Raw genomic sequence first — 15,693 nt, 5'->3', positions numbered from 1 at the left:
ACGATTGCAGGAAAGCGCGCGGCTTTATACCATAGTTCGCCAACGAGATGAAGTCGCCCGCCGTCCTTGGCCACGTTGCCGGCGCTGCAACCCCTCTGAACCGAGATTCCATGAACATACTCATCAAGACGCCCGACGAGATCGAGAAGATGCGCGAGGCCGGCCGACAGGCCGCCAGCGTGCTGGAAATGATAGCACCGCACGTCAAGGCCGGCGTGTCCACCGGCGAGCTGGATCGTCTGTGCCACGACTATATCGTGAACGAGCTGGGCTCGACGCCGGCGCCGCTCAACTACCACGGCTTTCCCAAGTCGATCTGCACCTCGCTCAACCACGTGGTCTGCCACGGCATCCCCGACTCGGAAAAGAAGCTGAAGCGGGGCGACATCATGAACATCGACGTCACCGTGAAGACCGCCGACGGTTACCACGGCGACTCCAGCGCCATGTTCATCGTCGGCGAGAACATCCAGGGCGAGCGGCTGTGCCGCGTGACCCAGGAGTGCCTCTACAAGAGCATCGCCCTGGTACGTCCGGGCGTGCGCCTCTCGGAACTGGCACGCGCCATCCAGCGCCACGCCGAAGCCAACGGCTACTCGGTGGTACGCGATTTCTGCGGTCACGGCATCGGCGCCGGCTTCCACGAGGATCCGCAAGTGTTGCACTATGACGGCTATGCGCCCGAGGCCGATGCCACCCTGGCCGCCGGCATGTGCCTGACCATCGAACCGATGATCAACGTCGGCGGCCACCAGACCAAGGTGCTGCGCGACGGCTGGACCGCCGTGACCCGGGACAAAAGCCTGTCCGCGCAGTGGGAGCACACGCTGCTGGTCACCGAGACCGGCGTCGAGGTGCTCACCGCACGCCACGAGGAAGACCTGTCCTTCCTCGACCACTGAGCCGAGCCAACATGCTCCTGCACCACTATCGCTTCGTGCCCGACGAGTCGCTGTTCGACGCCGAGACCTTCCGGCGCGAGCTCGCCGGCACGCGCTCTCCCATCGCCCCGTTCAAGGCGGCGCTACGCGACATCCAGAGCCGACTCGACGAGCGTTTCCACGCCGGTGCCGACATCCGCGACCTGGTGCACGGCCGCGCCTGGTGCCTCGACCAGCTGCTCGGCGTGGCCTGGTCGCTGCAGGCGTGGCCCGACGACGGCGTGGCGCTGCTGGCAGTAGGCGGTTACGGTCGCGGCGAGCTGCACCCCCAGTCCGACGTCGACCTGATGCTGCTGCTCGAGGACGATGACGACACCCCCTACCGCGAGCCGCTGACCGCCTTCATCACGCTGCTGTGGGACATCGGCCTGGAGATCGGCCACAGCGTGCGCTCGCTGTCGGATTGCGAGCGCGAGGCCGAAGGCGACATCACCATCATCACCAACCTGATGGAGTCGCGCCTCCTGGCCGGCCCCGAGTCGTTGCGCGAGGCGATGAAGGCGCGCATCGCCCGCGAGCGGATGTGGCCGTCCGATCGCTTCTTCGAGGCCAAGTGGCAGGAGCAGATCGCCCGCCACCACCGCTTCAACAATTCCGAGTATCACCTCGAGCCCAACATCAAGAGTTCGCCGGGCGGACTGCGCGATATCCAGATGATCGGCTGGGTGGCCAAGCGCCACTTCGGCAGCCAGCGCTACGAGGATCTGGTGGCGAACGGCTTCATGAACGATGCCGAACTGCGCATCCTGAGCCAGGGTCAGGCCTTCCTGTGGCAGGTGCGCTACGCCCTGCACATGCTCACCGGTCGCGCCGAGGATCGCCTGCTGTTCGACCACCAGCGTACCATTGCCGAGCTGTTCGGCTTTCGCGACACGCCCGAACGGCTCGCCGTCGAGCAGTTCATGAAGCGTTACTACCGCCATGTCACGGCGCTGGCGGGTCTCAACGACATGCTGCTGCAGCACTTCGACGAAGCGATACTGCGCAGCGGCGAGCGGCTGGAGACCAGCGACCTCAACGAGCGCTTCGTGATCGAGGGCGGCTATATCAAGGCGCGCAACCGCTCGGTGTTTCGCGACCACCCCTATGCGCTACTCGAGCTGTTCCTGCTGATGGCCGAGCATCCCGAGATCGAGGGCGTGCGCGCCGACACTATCCGCCTGATTCGCGATCATCGCCACCTGATCGACGATCTCTACCGTGACGATGCCCAGCACCAGCACCTGTTCATGTCGCTGCTGTGCTCCAGCGGCAACGTGGCGCGCCAGCTGCGGCGCATGAACCGCTACGGCGTGCTGGGCAAGTACCTGCCGGAATTCGGCCAGGCGGTGGGGCTGATGCAGCACGACCTGTTCCACATCTACACCGTGGACGCCCACACCCTGCGCCTGCTCAAGTTCATCCATCAGTTTCGCAAGCCCGAGGCGCGCGACGACTTCCCGGTGGCGGCAGCCTTGGTGCACCAACTGCCCAAGCTGGAACTGCTGTGGATTGCCGGGCTCTACCACGACATCGGCAAGGGACGCGGCGGTGATCACTCGCTGCTAGGCGCCCGCGACGTGGAGCGCTTCGCCGAGCGCCACGGCCTGTCGAGCCGCGACACGCGGCTGGTCAGCTGGCTGGTGGAGAACCATCTGGTGATGTCGATGGTGGCACAGAAACGCGACATCACCGACCCCGACGTGATTCGCGAATTCGCCTTCCAGGTCGGCGACGAGATCCGCCTGGACTACCTCTACGTGCTGACCGTGGCCGACATCAACGCCACCAACCCGACGCTGTGGAACGGCTGGCGCGCCTCGCTGTTGCGCCAGCTCCACGCCGAGACCAAGCGCGCCCTGCGCCGCGGCCTGGACAACCCCCTCGACCGCGAGGAGTGGGTGCGCGAGACCCGCAGCGAGGCGCGCTCGCTGCTGGCCACGGTAGGGGCCGACATCGATCGGGTCGACCGCCTGTGGGAGTCGCTCGGCGAGGAGTACTTCCTGCAGTACGCGCCGAGCGAGATCGCCTGGCAGACCATGGGGATCCTGGCCCACGGGGAGTCCCTTTTGCCGTTGATCCTGATCAGCGCCCCCACCGACGACATGACCGACGGCGGCACCAAGGTGTTCATCCATACCCGTTCGGTGGACGACCTGTTCGCCGCCACCGCCGCGGCCATGGAGCAGCTCGGGCTCTCTATCCACGATGCGCGCATCGCCACCTCGAGCAATGACTGGACGCTCAATACCTTCATCGTGCTCGACGATCAGGGCCGCGCCATTCGCGACCCGAGTCGCATCGAGGAGATCCGCGCGCATCTCGTCGAGGAGCTCGACGACCCGGACGACTACCCGCAGATAGTCACCCGCCACACGCCGCGCCAACTGCGCCACTTCAAGGTACCCACCGAGGTGCTGATCGAGCAGGACCCGGCCAACGAGCGAACCCTGCTGGAGCTGACCGCCCCGGACCGCCCCGGCCTGCTGGCCCGGGTCGGGCGCATCTTCATGGAGCAGGATATCTCGCTGTCGGCGGCCAAGATCGCCACCCTGGGGGAGCGCGTCGAGGACGTGTTCTTCATTACCGACAAGGCGGGCGCGCCGCTGACCGACCCCGAGCGTCAGCAGCGCCTGCGCGAGCGGCTGATCGAAATGCTGGACGTGGCGCGCTGACGTCACGCCACGTACGGGTTTGAGGCGAGCCGGGGCCTTCCCTATAATCGTCGGTCTGCCCGCAGACACGACAACGACGCCGACCCACGGCGCCTGGACACCGATGAACCCCGATCTCGACGCCCTCAAGCCTTACCCCTTCGAAAGGCTCGCCAATCTAAAGGACGGCGTGATGCCTCCCGCCGGGCCCGCGCACATTCCGCTGACCATCGGCGAACCGCAGCACGCCCCTTTCGCTGCCGCGCTGGAGACGCTCCAGGCGCACCAGCTCGACTTCGCCCGTTACCCGGCCACCGCCGGTATTCCCGAGCTGCGCGACACCATCGCCGGCTGGGCCAGGCGACGCTTCGGCCTCGAGGGACTCGACGCCGAGCGCCAGGTGCTGCCGGTCAACGGTACCCGCGAGGCGATCTTCGCCTTCGTCCAGGCCGCGCTGGACCGCACCCGCCCGGCCCGGGTGGCAGTGCCCAACCCCTTTTATCAGATCTATGAGGGCGCCACCCTGCTTGCTGGCGGACAGCCGCTCTACCTGGACTGCCGGGCCGAAAACGGCTTTCGCCCCGACTTCGACGCCGTGCCGGCCGACACCTGGCGCGAGGTGCAGATCGTCTTCCTCTGCTCGCCGGGCAACCCCACCGGCGCGGTGACGCCGCGGGCCGAGTTCGAGAAACTGATCGCCCTGGCCGATGAACACGACTTCATCATCGCCTCCGATGAGTGCTACTCAGAGCTCTACCTCGACGAGGGTGCCCCGCCGCCGGGGCTGCTCGAGGCCTGCGCCTCCCTCGGCCGCCACGACTACCGCCGCTGCCTGGTGTTCCATTCGCTCTCCAAGCGCTCCAACCTGCCAGGGCTGCGCTCCGGCTTCGTCGCCGGTGACGCCGGGCTGATCGCCCCGTTCAAGCGCTACCGCACCTATCATGGCTGCGCCATGTCGCTGCCGTTGCAGCACGCCTCGATCACCGCCTGGAACGACGAAGCCCACGTGCGCGCCAACCGCGACGCCTATCGCGAGAAGTTCGCCGCGGTGAGCGAAATTCTCGCCCCGGTGCTTGAATTTCCCACCCCCGAGGCCAGTTTCTACCTATGGCCGGCGGTACCGGGCGGTGACGACGAAGCCTTCACCCGAGCGCTGTTCTCCATGGAACACGTCAGCGTGCTCCCCGGTTCCTACATGGGACGCCTGGGTGCCGATGGCACCAATCCCGGGGCAGGCCGCATCCGCCTGGCATTGGTGGCCGAGCTCGACGCCACCGTGGAAGCCGCCCAGCGAATTCGCCGTTTCATCGAAAGGAGTGCATGATGGCGACCCTCTTCGTGATCAAGAACTGCGACACCTGCCGCAAGGCGCGCAAGGCCCTGGACGAGAAAGGACTGCCCTATCAGATCCACGACCTGCGCGAGGATGGCCTCTCCGCCGCTCTGCTCGAGCATATCCTCACGCGGGTCCCAGTGATGGAGGCCATCAATCGGCGCAGCACCACCTGGCGCAACCTGCCCGATGAGGACAAGCAGGACCTCGATGCCAACAAAGTCCGCGCGCTGGTCATGGCCAATCCGACCCTGCTCAAGCGGCCGTTGCTCGATACCGGCGACGAGATACGCATCGGCTATCGCGACGGCGACTACGACGATCTCAAGGGCTGAAGCCCATCCCCTTCATGACGTGAGGACACCACATGCTGAGTTTTGCCTTCGGAATCGGCACCCAGAACACCCAGGGCGACTGGCTGGAGATCTACTATCCGGCGCCGCTGCTCAAGCCGGATGCCAGCCTGGTGGAGGCCGTCGGCAAGGTGCTCGACGTCCCCGCCGGCAACAGCGCCGTCAGCTTCCTGCCCGAACACTGCGCCAAGCTTGGTGAGGCGCTAACGGCAGCGGGCCACGTCGCCCAGGCCGAGCTGATCGAGGCATTGGCCGCCAGCCAGCGCCCGCTGGTCGCCAGTTTCCTGGAAAGCGACCTGCCGCCGCAGAGCGCGCCCGAGGTCTATCTCAAGCTGCACCTGCTGTCGCATCGCCTGGTCAAGCCCCACGGCGTCGACCTCACCGGCATGTTCGGCCTGCTGCGCAACGTGGCCTGGAGCAGCGAAGGGCCGATCGACATCGAGGAGCTCCCTGCCCGCCGCCTCAAGGCACGCCTGGAGGGCCGCACGCTATCGGTGGACTGTGTGGACAAGTTCCCCAAGATGACCGACTACGTGGTGCCCAGCGGCGTACGCATCGCCGATACCGCCCGGGTGCGCCTGGGCGCCTACCTGGGCGAAGGCACCACCGTGATGCATGAGGGGTTCGTCAACTTCAACGCCGGCACCGAAGGTCCCGGCATGATCGAGGGTCGCATCTCCGCCGGCGTGATGGTGGGCAGGGGCTCCGACCTGGGCGGCGGCTGCTCCACCATGGGTACCCTGTCCGGCGGCGGCAACATCGTCATCAAGGTCGGCGAGGGCTGCCTGATCGGTGCCAACGCCGGTATCGGCATTCCGCTGGGCGACCGCTGCACCGTGGAAGCCGGGCTCTACATCACTGCCGGCGCCAAGGTGACCCTGCTCGACGACCAGGGCCAGGAAGTCAGGACCGTGGCGGCGCGCGAGCTGGCCGGCCAGAGCGACCTGCTGCTGCGACGCAATTCGCAGAACGGTCGCATCGAGTGCCTGACCAACAAGAGCGCCATCGCGCTCAACGAGGCCCTGCATGCCAACGACTGATCCCCAGGGGCTCTCGGCGACCCTGCAGCTCGCCTTCGAGCTGATTCGCCGCCCCTCGGTCACCCCCGACGACCTCGGCTGCCAGGCGCTGATGATCGAGCGCCTGGAGCGGCTGGGCTTTCACATCGAACGCCTGCCCTTCGGCGACGTGGAGAACTTCTGGGCCACCCACGGCCATCACGGCCCGGTACTGGCCTTTGCCGGCCATACCGACGTGGTGCCGAGCGGGCCCCACGTGCACTGGGATACGCCCCCCTTCGAGCCCTGCATTGATGACGAAGGCATGCTGCGCGGCCGCGGCTCGGCCGACATGAAGGGCAGCCTGGCGGCGATGATCACCGCAGTGGAGCGTTTCGTCAGCGCACATCCCGACCACCACGGACGGATCGCCTTCCTGATCACTTCCGACGAGGAAGGGCCCGCCGTGGACGGCACCCGGGCGGTGGTCGAGCACCTGCGCGAGCGCAACGAGCGCCTCGACTACTGCATCGTCGGCGAACCCTCCTCCACCGACGTGCTCGGCGACGTGATCAAGAACGGTCGGCGCGGCTCGCTGGGCGGCGTGCTGCACATCCGGGGCGTGCAGGGCCACGTGGCCTACCCGCACCTGGCGCGCAACCCGATCCACCAGGCCATGCCGGCACTCGACGCACTGGTACGTGAACACTGGGACGGCGGCAACGACTTCTTCCCCGCCACCAGCTTTCAGATCTCCAACCTGCGTGCCGGCACCGGTGCGACCAACGTCATACCCGGCGATGTGGAAGTGGTGTTCAACTTCCGCTTCTCCACCGAGGTGACCCATGAGCAGTTGCGCTCACGCACCGAAGCGATACTCGATGCCCACGGCCTCGAGTACCAGCTCGACTGGACCCTCAACGGCGAGCCGTTCCTGACTGCCGAGGGTGAGCTGGTGGAGGCCGCCCTGCACGGCGTGGAGGCCGTACTCGGCCGTCGCTCCCGGCTCTCGACCAGCGGAGGGACCTCGGATGGGCGCTTCATCGCCACGCTGGGCAGCCAGGTCGTGGAACTGGGGCCTCGCAACGCCACCATTCACCAGACCAACGAGCACGTTCGCGCCGCCGACCTCGACGACCTGAGTCGAATCTACGAGGCGATCCTGGCCAAGCTTTTCACCAACGGCACCGCCCAGCCTTGACCGCGCCGAGAGGGATCACCATGCCACACCAGCACGACAGTCACCTGCGCTATCCCGACATCGAGATCTACCTGCGCCAGCCCCAGCCGGGTGCGATCGATGCCTGGCTCGGCGAGACGCTGGATGCGGCCCCGCTGCGCGGCGCCGGCCGGGGCAAGTGGCAAACGCGAGGTCATCACGAAGGTCATGAGGTCCCGGTGCTGCTGGTCGAGAAGGCCGCCGACGGCTTCGCCAGCCTGTGGTTCGACAGCTCGCATACCCCGTGGCTGAGGGACTGCGACTGTGCCCGCGACGCCGCTGCACGGCTCGGCTGCGAGGTACGCTGCTCGCTGGGTGGCTGGCAGCCCGGCGACGATCCCGACCGCTTCTGGCAAGTGCTTCCCGACGGCAGCGAAAACGCCATCGACTGGCCCGATTCCGGCCAGTGAGCCGAAACGACATCGCCCCGCATGTTCTGAAACATGCGGGGCGATGTTCTTGAAGCCTGACCTGCTCGCAAAAGCTGCCGAGCGATGGCCAGGCCAGGTACTTCGTTCAAGTGATTACGGTGACATCGTCGGCTTGTAGTCCCCGTTCATTTTCGATCACGTAGTAGCGCACCTTCTGACCCTCGGCCAGGGTACGATGGCCGCGACCGCGGATGGCGCGGAAATGCACGAACACGTCCTCCCCGCTCTCGCGCTTGATGAAACCATAGCCCTTGTTGACGTTGAACCACTTGACCTCTCCGATCTCGCGATCGTCGTTCTCCACGGCGGCGAGCACCGCCAGTTGAGGGCTTACCGCATGGGTGGCCAGGGTGGCGACGAGCAGCAGCACGAACACGGCGAGAGACACGGTAACATAGCCCGCAATGTAGCCGTCGGGCTCCAGCAGGGTAAGCAGCTGCTGGGGTAGTCCGACATCGGCCAGGGCCAGTGACAGGGCAATCAGCAACGGTGCCGGCAGCGCCAGCAGCAGGCTGATCAACGTACAGCGAATGATAACCTTGCGATTCATGGATCCGTATTGCTCACTTGTTATGTGGAATTGGCGAAACAGGATGTCTGATGACGACACGACCCGAGGCCCTATCGCCCAATGAAGGTGTCACGATGAACAGCGACACGCAGCGCGACGATTCTAGCATGAGCCTTTCCCGGGTGCTCGCCACCCGGCTCGAAGCACTGGAGAGCCGCATCGCCTACCAGGAGCACTGGCTGGACACGCTGGACCATGCCGTTGCCAATCAGGAACGGCGCCTGGCGCAGCTGGAGCGGATCAATACCCTGATGCAGGAAAAGCTGCGCGACCAGCAGCGGGCGCTGCAGGATTCGGAGATGGGGGCACCGTCAGCGCAGGATGAGGTGCCGCCGCACTATTGACCGGTTCTGTACCAAGATCTGGCGCCACCAACTCAAGCGGCGCTGGGGGCAGGCCTGAGAGGGGGTCCGATGCCATGGATGGCATCGGTAGCGCCCAGGGAAGGGTTCACAGCGCCCCCGAACAGGCCTGACGCCAGGAAGCCGCGGACTCATAGCCAAGCAGCTTCCAGATTTGTTTTACAGATCGTCCAGGTAGCGCTCCGCATCCAATGCCGCCATGCAGCCAGTACCGGCGGAGGTCACCGCCTGGCGGTAGACATGATCCATCACGTCGCCGGCGGCGAACACGCCGGGAATGCTGGTGGCGGTGGCGTTGCCCTCGAGGCCGGACTTCACCTTGATGTAGCCGTCGTGCATCTCCAGTTGGCCCTCGAAGATGGCGGTGTTGGGGCTGTGGCCGATGGCGATGAAGACGCCGGGGACCTCGAGCTCCTTGACGCTGCCGTCGACGGTGGAGCGAATACGCACGCCGGTCACGCCGCTGGCGTCGCCCAGCACTTCTTCCATCACATGGTTCCACTCGAGCACGACGTTACCGTTCTCGGCCTTCTCGCGCAGCTTGTCCTGCAGGATCTTCTCCGCACGCAGGCTGTCGCGACGATGCACCAGGGTCACCTTGGAGGCAATATTGGAGAGATAGAGCGCCTCTTCCACGGCGGTATTGCCTCCGCCCACCACCACGACCTCCTTGTTGCGGTAGAAGAAGCCATCGCAAGTGGCGCAGGCCGACACCCCCTGGCCCATGAACTGCTGCTCGGAGGGTAGCCCCAGATAGCGGGCGCTGGCACCGGTGGCGATGATCAGCGCATCACAGGTGTAGCTGCCGCTGTCGCCCTTGAGGGTGAAGGGGCGGTTGCGCAGGTCGACCTCGTGGATATGGTCGAACAGTACTTCGGTATCGAAGCGCTCGGCATGGCGCTTCATGCGCTCCATCAGTTCCGGCCCCTGCACGCCGGCATCGTCGCCGGGCCAGTTGTCCACGTCGGTGGTGGTGGTCAACTGGCCGCCGGCCTGGATGCCGGTGATCAGCACCGGCTTGAGGTTGGCCCGGGCCGCGTAGACCGCAGCGGTATAGCCGGCCGGGCCGGAACCGAGAATGATCAAGCGTTCGTGACGCGCTTCGCTCATGAAGGGAATCCTCGCAGCTCGAAAACAAGATGAGGCTTGTCATGTCCCCGGTCGCTGCCTTGGCGACCCGCCGGGGCAAGGGTTGTCGCCATTGTACCAGCCTCGGAGGCCGAGAGCGTCGTCCTGCCCCACGCTTTCACAGCACTTCGTCGTCGCGCCCCAGCATCAGGGCATCGAGCTCTCCCGTCAGCGGCGACACTTCCACCCGAAGCTGGATCGGTGCACAACAATAGGGGCAGTCTTCCCACGTCTGGTGGCTGCCCTGAGTGATATCCACGAGCAGGTCGAAGGGCATACTGCAGTAGGGGCAGTTGACCGGATGAGTGTCGAGCCGCTCTTCATGCATGACGAAAACTCCCGGCGCTGCTCCCCTCAAGGGCGGCGGCGCCACGCAACAGGCTTTCATTCAGCATAGAAACCCTGGGCAGCGCTTGAAAGGGGGACCTATCATGACCATGTGTTAAGCATGAGAGCGAAGAAAAGGACCGTTCACTACCGTGACAGGAGACCTTCATGAGCCGTGACGAGATGCCGGACACCCTGCAGACCCTGGACGCCGGCGGCACCACCTATCACTACTACAGCCTGCCGCAGGCAGCCGATGCCCTGGGCAACATCGACAGGCTGCCGAAGACGCTGAAGATCCTGCTCGAAAACCAGCTACGCTTCGCCGACGACCCGAGCGTTGCGCGCGAGGACTTGCAGGCGCTGGTCAACTGGCAGCAAGGCGGGCGCTCCGACCGCGAAATCGGCTACCGCCCGGCCCGGGTGCTGATGCAGGACTTCACCGGCGTGCCCGGCGTGGTGGACCTGGCCTCGATGCGTGCCGCGGTGCAGAAGCTCGGCGAGGACCCTTCACGCATCAATCCGTTGTCGCCGGTGGATCTGGTCATCGATCACTCGGTGATGGTCGACAAGTACGGCAACCCTACCGCCTTCAAGGACAACGTCGCCATCGAGATGGAGCGCAACCGGGAGCGCTACGAGTTCCTGCGCTGGGGCCAGGACGCCTTCGACAACTTCCGCGTGGTGCCGCCGGGCACCGGGATCTGCCATCAGGTCAACCTGGAGTACCTGGGCCGTACGGTGTGGAGCAAGGAAGAAGACGGCAAGACCTTCGCCTATCCGGATACGCTGGTGGGCACCGACTCCCACACCACCATGATCAACGGCCTCGGCGTCCTGGGCTGGGGTGTGGGCGGCATCGAGGCCGAAGCCGCCATGCTCGGCCAGCCGGTGTCGATGCTGATTCCCGAGGTGGTGGGCTTCAAGCTCACCGGCAAGCTCAAGGAAGGCATCACCGCCACCGATCTGGTGCTGACGGTGACCCAGATGCTGCGCAGCCGCGGCGTGGTGGGCAAGTTCGTCGAGTTCTACGGTGACGGCCTGGCCGACCTGCCACTGGCCGACCGCGCCACCATCGCCAACATGGCGCCGGAGTACGGCGCCACCTGCGGCTTCTTCCCGGTCGACGACGAAACGCTCGCCTATCTACGCCTGACCGGCCGTGACGATGCCCAGATCGAACTGGTAGAGGCGTACAGCAAGGCTCAAGGGCTGTGGCGCGAAAGCGGGGACGAACCGATCTTCAGCGACACCCTGCACCTGGACCTGGGCGACGTCGAGGCCAGCCTGGCCGGCCCCAAGCGCCCCCAGGACCGCGTCGCGCTGAAGGACATGAAGGTCACCTTCGAGAAACTGATGGAGGGCGAGCAGAACGGCACGCCGACTCCCAGTGAGGAGAAGGGACGGCTCTACTCGGAGGGTGGCCAGACGGCGGTCGGCGTGCACGAGAGCTATGAGCACCATGACAGCCAGGACGTCGAACTGGACGGCGAGCGGTTCATGCTCAACCCCGGCGCCGTGGTGATCGCCGCCATCACCTCCTGCACCAACACCTCTAACCCCAGCGTGATGATGGCCGCCGGGCTACTGGCGCGCAACGCCCTGGCCAAGGGGCTCAAGACCAAGCCCTGGGTCAAGACCTCGCTGGCACCCGGCTCGAAGGTGGTCACTGAGTACCTCGAAGCGGGTGGCGTCAACGACGACCTCGACGCCCTCGGCTTCAACCTGGTGGGCTACGGCTGCACCACCTGCATCGGCAACTCCGGTCCGCTGCCGCCGCCCATAGAGAAGGCAATCGAGGACGGCGACCTCACCGTGGCCTCGGTACTCTCCGGCAATCGCAACTTCGAAGGCCGTATCCATCCGCTGGTGAAGACCAACTGGCTCGCCTCGCCGCCGCTGGTGGTGGCCTACGCCCTGGCCGGCAACGTACGCCTCGACCTCAGCCGCGATCCACTGGGCGAGGACAAGGACGGCAACCCGGTCTACCTGCAGGACATCTGGCCCTCTCAGGCCGACATCGCCAGTGCCGTGGAAAAGGTCAAGACCGAGATGTTCCGCAAGGAGTACGCCGAGGTGTTCGAAGGCGACGAGACCTGGAAGGCGCTGCAGGTACCGCAGAGCCAGGTCTATGAGTGGTCGCCCTCCTCGACCTACATCCAGCACCCGCCCTTCTTCGAGGGCATGGGCCGCGCCCCGGAACCGATCGAGGACGTCCGGGATGCCCATATCCTCGCCCTGCTGGGCGACTCGGTGACCACCGACCACATCTCGCCGGCCGGCGCCATCAAGCCCGACAGTCCCGCCGGGCGCTACCTGCAGGAGCGCGGTATCAAGCCGGTGGACTTCAACTCCTACGGCTCGCGGCGTGGCAACCACGAGGTAATGATGCGCGGCACCTTCGCCAACGTGCGTATCCGCAACGAGATGCTCGACGGCGTGGTCGGCGGCGAGACCCGCCACGTGCCCTCGGGTGAGCAGATGGCGATCTACGACGCCGCCATGAAGTATCAGGAGAAGGAGACGCCGCTAGTGGTGGTGGCCGGCAAGGAGTACGGCACCGGCTCCTCGCGCGACTGGGCGGCCAAGGGCACGCGTCTGCTCGGCGTGCGCGCCGTGCTGGCCGAGTCCTACGAGCGCATCCACCGCTCCAACCTGATCGGCATGGGCGTGGTGCCGCTGCAGTTCCCCGAAGGCGAGGATCGCAAGAGCCTCGGCCTGACCGGCGACGAGACAGTCTCGATCGAGGGCTTGGCCGATCTCACCCCGGGCGGCAAGGTGACGGTCACGGTGAAGAGCGCCAAGGGCGAGAAGAAGCTCGAGGCCCTGTGCCGCATCGACACCGCCAACGAGCTGGAGTACTACCGCCATGGAGGCATCCTCCACTACGTGCTGCGGCGCATGATTGGCGCGGCTTGAGCAAGCCACGTCAGTGCATATAGAACGGCCCCGCTGAAGCGGGGCCTTTCTATTGCCATAAACAAGAACCTATGAAATTATCTAACAAAACATCACTTAAGCAGGGAAGACATGAAAGACCATCGCGTAGAAAAATTACGTTCAATTCAAGACGAGGTTAAAGAATTCCACCCCCTACTTAACGTACTATTTAGAAAGCTCACTGACATAGTGAGCGTTGATTATCGTCAAGGCAACAGTGAGATGGGCGCAGACTTCATACTCACAAAAAAGGACAACACATTAGGCGGCACAGAATATATAGGCGCTGTTGTTAAGATTGGAAAAATAACTCAGAGCCATTCAGAAGTCGAGAGACAAATAGAAGAATGTGATATTGAGAGAACAGTAGAAGGCGGAAAGAAAAAAATCTACCTAACTGAAATCTGGGTTATCGCAAGTGGCACCATAACCCAAAATGCCAGAGAGAAAATTCACAACAAATACAAAAGCAAGAAAATAAAATTCATTGATCAAGACATGCTAATAACTTTAATTGATACTCACTGCTCCGAGTTTTGGAACAATGTTACGATTGAAGAAAACGAATATCTCAATCATGTAAGAGAAACGTCTAAAGAAATCACTCACAATAACGGCATGGGTTTTTATATCACAGACAATACCTATGTACCTCAAAGCCTAATCAAAATAGACAATTCAAAAAGCATATACAAGCTCACAAAGCCTAGACCGATAAAAAGAGTCGACATTCACGAAGCCATACGAAAAGAACGACTAATCCTCATTGAAGCAATGATGGGAAGCGGAAAGTCAACACTACTAGGAAGAGCGGCTAGTTATTTTTCAAATAGCGAAAATTTTGTCCAAAACGAAACTTTGCCAATCTTAATCGACGCCATTGATTTATACGATGATCATTCCGCCTGCATTTCCAACCTAATAACAACAACGCTCACAAAATTCAAGCTTAAACCTCAAAAAATGTATTTAATCATGATCGATGCAATGGACGAACTTCGCATCACCAACGAGGATCGACTAGCTTTTCTTTCATCCATACGAGAGAGTGTAAAAAACCAAGATAACATAAAGATAGTGATCACTTCGAGAAATTTTGATGACCCCGAGCTTGAGGCTGAGCTAGACGGATTTTTCACAAGATATCAACTTTGTCCCTTTACGGTGCCTCAAGTATTGGATTTGGTAAAAACCATATGCCAAGACAGCTCGGCAATAGCAAGGCTAGAAAAAGACTTAGACAGATCACAGGTATTTAAAGCACTACCAAGAACCCCTATTTCTGCTATTCTGCTAGCTAGAATATTGAAAGAAAATATTCAAGAAATCCCATCCACCATGACAGACTTATATGCTAAATACATGGAGCTTGTTCTGGGAAGATGGGATATGCAAAAAGGGCTCCAGTCACAAATAGAATATGACATCACCAATAACACCGTTATTAATATTGCTGAATTTGCAATCGAAAACTCACTCATTCACATCCCTGCCGGGGATGCCAAGTCTATTTACAACGACTACGTAAACAGCAGAAAATTCCAGATAGAGAAAGAAAAACTTTTTGAGAAAATTATAAGCAAAAACGAAGTTTTTATATACAACCGACAGAAAAAAACGATTTCCTTTCGCCATAGAACATTTGCAGAATTCTTTTATGCACAAGCACTATCCAGGGATAACAAGGCGACCATAAATGAAGAAATATATGACATGTACTGGTCTTCATCATACTTCTTTTACCTCGGCATTAAACGCGACTGCCCCGAGATCATAAATGCAATTGACAACATAGATCTCAGAGATGAAAAATATCGCTTTCTAAAAATAATTGGCCACGGCGGTTTTTTATTGGCAGCCTACCTCACCCCTTACATAATTATAACCAGAAGCGTTGAATCGGCATTTCATGATGCAGCCAACCTATACCAAGAATTAATAGAACAGAAAACTGAAAGTCCTTTACAACAATTCAGCGCCATACAGCTTCTATGCATTATTTCACACTGCCTTAATGAAAGCTATGGGTATGATTATTTTGCAGAAGCTATAAAGGAAAGAGCTCTCGACTTATTCAGCCGACCAGATATTTGTGAGAGCGGGATGGTTGAACTTTTCCTTTTAAATAGCGTTTTGGTAAAAACTAAAGACAATAATGCTCATGACCTAATGATAGAACAGTATGGAAAGAAAATCCCACTAGCCCTTCAAGCTGCGATAGTTGAAAGCACTGGAGAGCAAAACAAATACTCCCAGATCACTGAAAGATTCTCGAAAAGGTTCATAAAGCAACTCAAAGGGAACAGAAACATGCAGATAGCACTATCAAATCTTTACGAAAAGGCTATAAAAGACCAACCTCATCATTCACAAGACATACAGTAACCCCGTCTAACTTATAACCTTTGGCTGCCGTTTTTCGTCATGATAAGGAGCGCTCGAGGCCCTGTGCCGCAT

The 15,693-nt window shown here is 61.5% G+C and carries 13 protein-coding genes; 10 read left to right on the top strand and 3 right to left on the bottom strand.

Features of this window, described 5'->3' with window-relative positions; all coding sequences use genetic code 11:
- Window positions 1-110: 110 nt before the first annotated feature.
- The 7 genes from map to KPL81_RS04735 all read left to right on the top strand — a co-directional run bounded on the left by map (window position 111) and on the right by KPL81_RS04735 (window position 7,887).
- Window positions 111-902, top strand: coding sequence for a type I methionyl aminopeptidase (map, locus tag KPL81_RS04765; protein ID WP_219790887.1), 792 nt, complete (start codon window positions 111-113; stop codon window positions 900-902).
- Window positions 903-913: 11 nt separating this feature from the next.
- Window positions 914-3,595, top strand: coding sequence for a [protein-PII] uridylyltransferase (locus KPL81_RS04760; RefSeq protein WP_219790886.1), 2,682 nt, complete (start codon window positions 914-916; stop codon window positions 3,593-3,595).
- Between the two features lie 103 nt (window positions 3,596-3,698).
- Entirely contained in the window at window positions 3,699-4,898 is a 1,200-nt protein-coding gene (dapC, locus tag KPL81_RS04755; protein WP_219790885.1) for a succinyldiaminopimelate transaminase, read from the top strand.
- Window positions 4,898-5,242: a Spx/MgsR family RNA polymerase-binding regulatory protein gene (locus KPL81_RS04750; protein ID WP_219790884.1), complete on the top strand. Its 345-nt coding sequence runs from the start codon at window positions 4,898-4,900 to the stop codon at window positions 5,240-5,242. Before dapC ends, KPL81_RS04750 begins: the two co-directional genes overlap by 1 nt.
- Before the next feature lie 32 nt (window positions 5,243-5,274).
- Window positions 5,275-6,300 carry a 2,3,4,5-tetrahydropyridine-2,6-dicarboxylate N-succinyltransferase gene (gene dapD / locus KPL81_RS04745; protein ID WP_219790883.1) on the top strand — a complete coding sequence of 342 codons (1,026 nt, stop codon included), beginning with the start codon at window positions 5,275-5,277 and terminating at the stop codon, window positions 6,298-6,300.
- Entirely contained in the window at window positions 6,287-7,459 is a 1,173-nt protein-coding gene (dapE, locus tag KPL81_RS04740) for a succinyl-diaminopimelate desuccinylase (RefSeq protein WP_219790882.1), read from the top strand. Before dapD ends, dapE begins: the two co-directional genes overlap by 14 nt.
- Window positions 7,460-7,479: 20 nt before the next feature.
- Window positions 7,480-7,887 (top strand): hypothetical protein, encoded by a 408-nt coding sequence (locus KPL81_RS04735; protein WP_209475928.1) that lies wholly within the window; start codon window positions 7,480-7,482, stop codon window positions 7,885-7,887.
- Window positions 7,888-7,993: 106 nt separating this feature from the next.
- Here KPL81_RS04735 and KPL81_RS20715 read toward each other — a convergent pair whose 3' ends face one another.
- On the bottom strand, window positions 7,994-8,458 hold the full coding sequence (locus KPL81_RS20715) for a cold-shock protein (RefSeq protein ID WP_209475926.1): 465 nt from the start codon (window positions 8,456-8,458) through the stop codon (window positions 7,994-7,996).
- A 50-nt stretch (window positions 8,459-8,508) separates the two neighbouring features.
- On the opposite strand from KPL81_RS20715, the gene KPL81_RS04725 reads away from it, so the two are divergent.
- Complete coding sequence (locus KPL81_RS04725) at window positions 8,509-8,823, top strand: SlyX family protein (protein WP_219790881.1); 315 nt, start codon at window positions 8,509-8,511, stop codon at window positions 8,821-8,823.
- Window positions 8,824-9,000: 177 nt separating this feature from the next.
- Here KPL81_RS04725 and trxB read toward each other — a convergent pair whose 3' ends face one another.
- Both trxB and KPL81_RS04715 read right to left on the bottom strand, forming a co-directional pair.
- A complete protein-coding gene (trxB, locus tag KPL81_RS04720) occupies window positions 9,001-9,951 on the bottom strand; it encodes a thioredoxin-disulfide reductase (RefSeq protein ID WP_219790880.1) in 951 nt (316 codons plus the stop codon).
- 136 nt (window positions 9,952-10,087) lie between these two features.
- The gene (locus KPL81_RS04715) at window positions 10,088-10,297 is read right to left on the bottom strand and encodes a zinc ribbon domain-containing protein (RefSeq protein ID WP_209475921.1); all 210 of its coding nucleotides are present in this window, start codon (window positions 10,295-10,297) and stop codon (window positions 10,088-10,090) included.
- A 167-nt stretch (window positions 10,298-10,464) separates the two neighbouring features.
- Between KPL81_RS04715 and acnA the strand changes: the two genes are divergently transcribed.
- Window positions 10,465-13,215, top strand: a complete 2,751-nt coding sequence (gene acnA / locus KPL81_RS04710) for an aconitate hydratase AcnA (protein ID WP_219790879.1) — start codon at window positions 10,465-10,467, stop codon at window positions 13,213-13,215.
- Between the two features lie 111 nt (window positions 13,216-13,326).
- Window positions 13,327-15,621, top strand: a complete 2,295-nt coding sequence (locus KPL81_RS04705; protein WP_219790878.1) for an NACHT domain-containing protein — start codon at window positions 13,327-13,329, stop codon at window positions 15,619-15,621.
- Window positions 15,622-15,693: the final 72 nt, after the last annotated feature.

Origin of the sequence: Billgrantia antri, from assembly GCF_019430905.1 — a bacterium.
GTDB lineage: Bacteria > Pseudomonadota > Gammaproteobacteria > Pseudomonadales > Halomonadaceae > Halomonas > Halomonas antri.
Note: the sequence above shows the minus strand (reverse complement) of the source record. Positions and strands in the feature narration are given on the sequence as shown.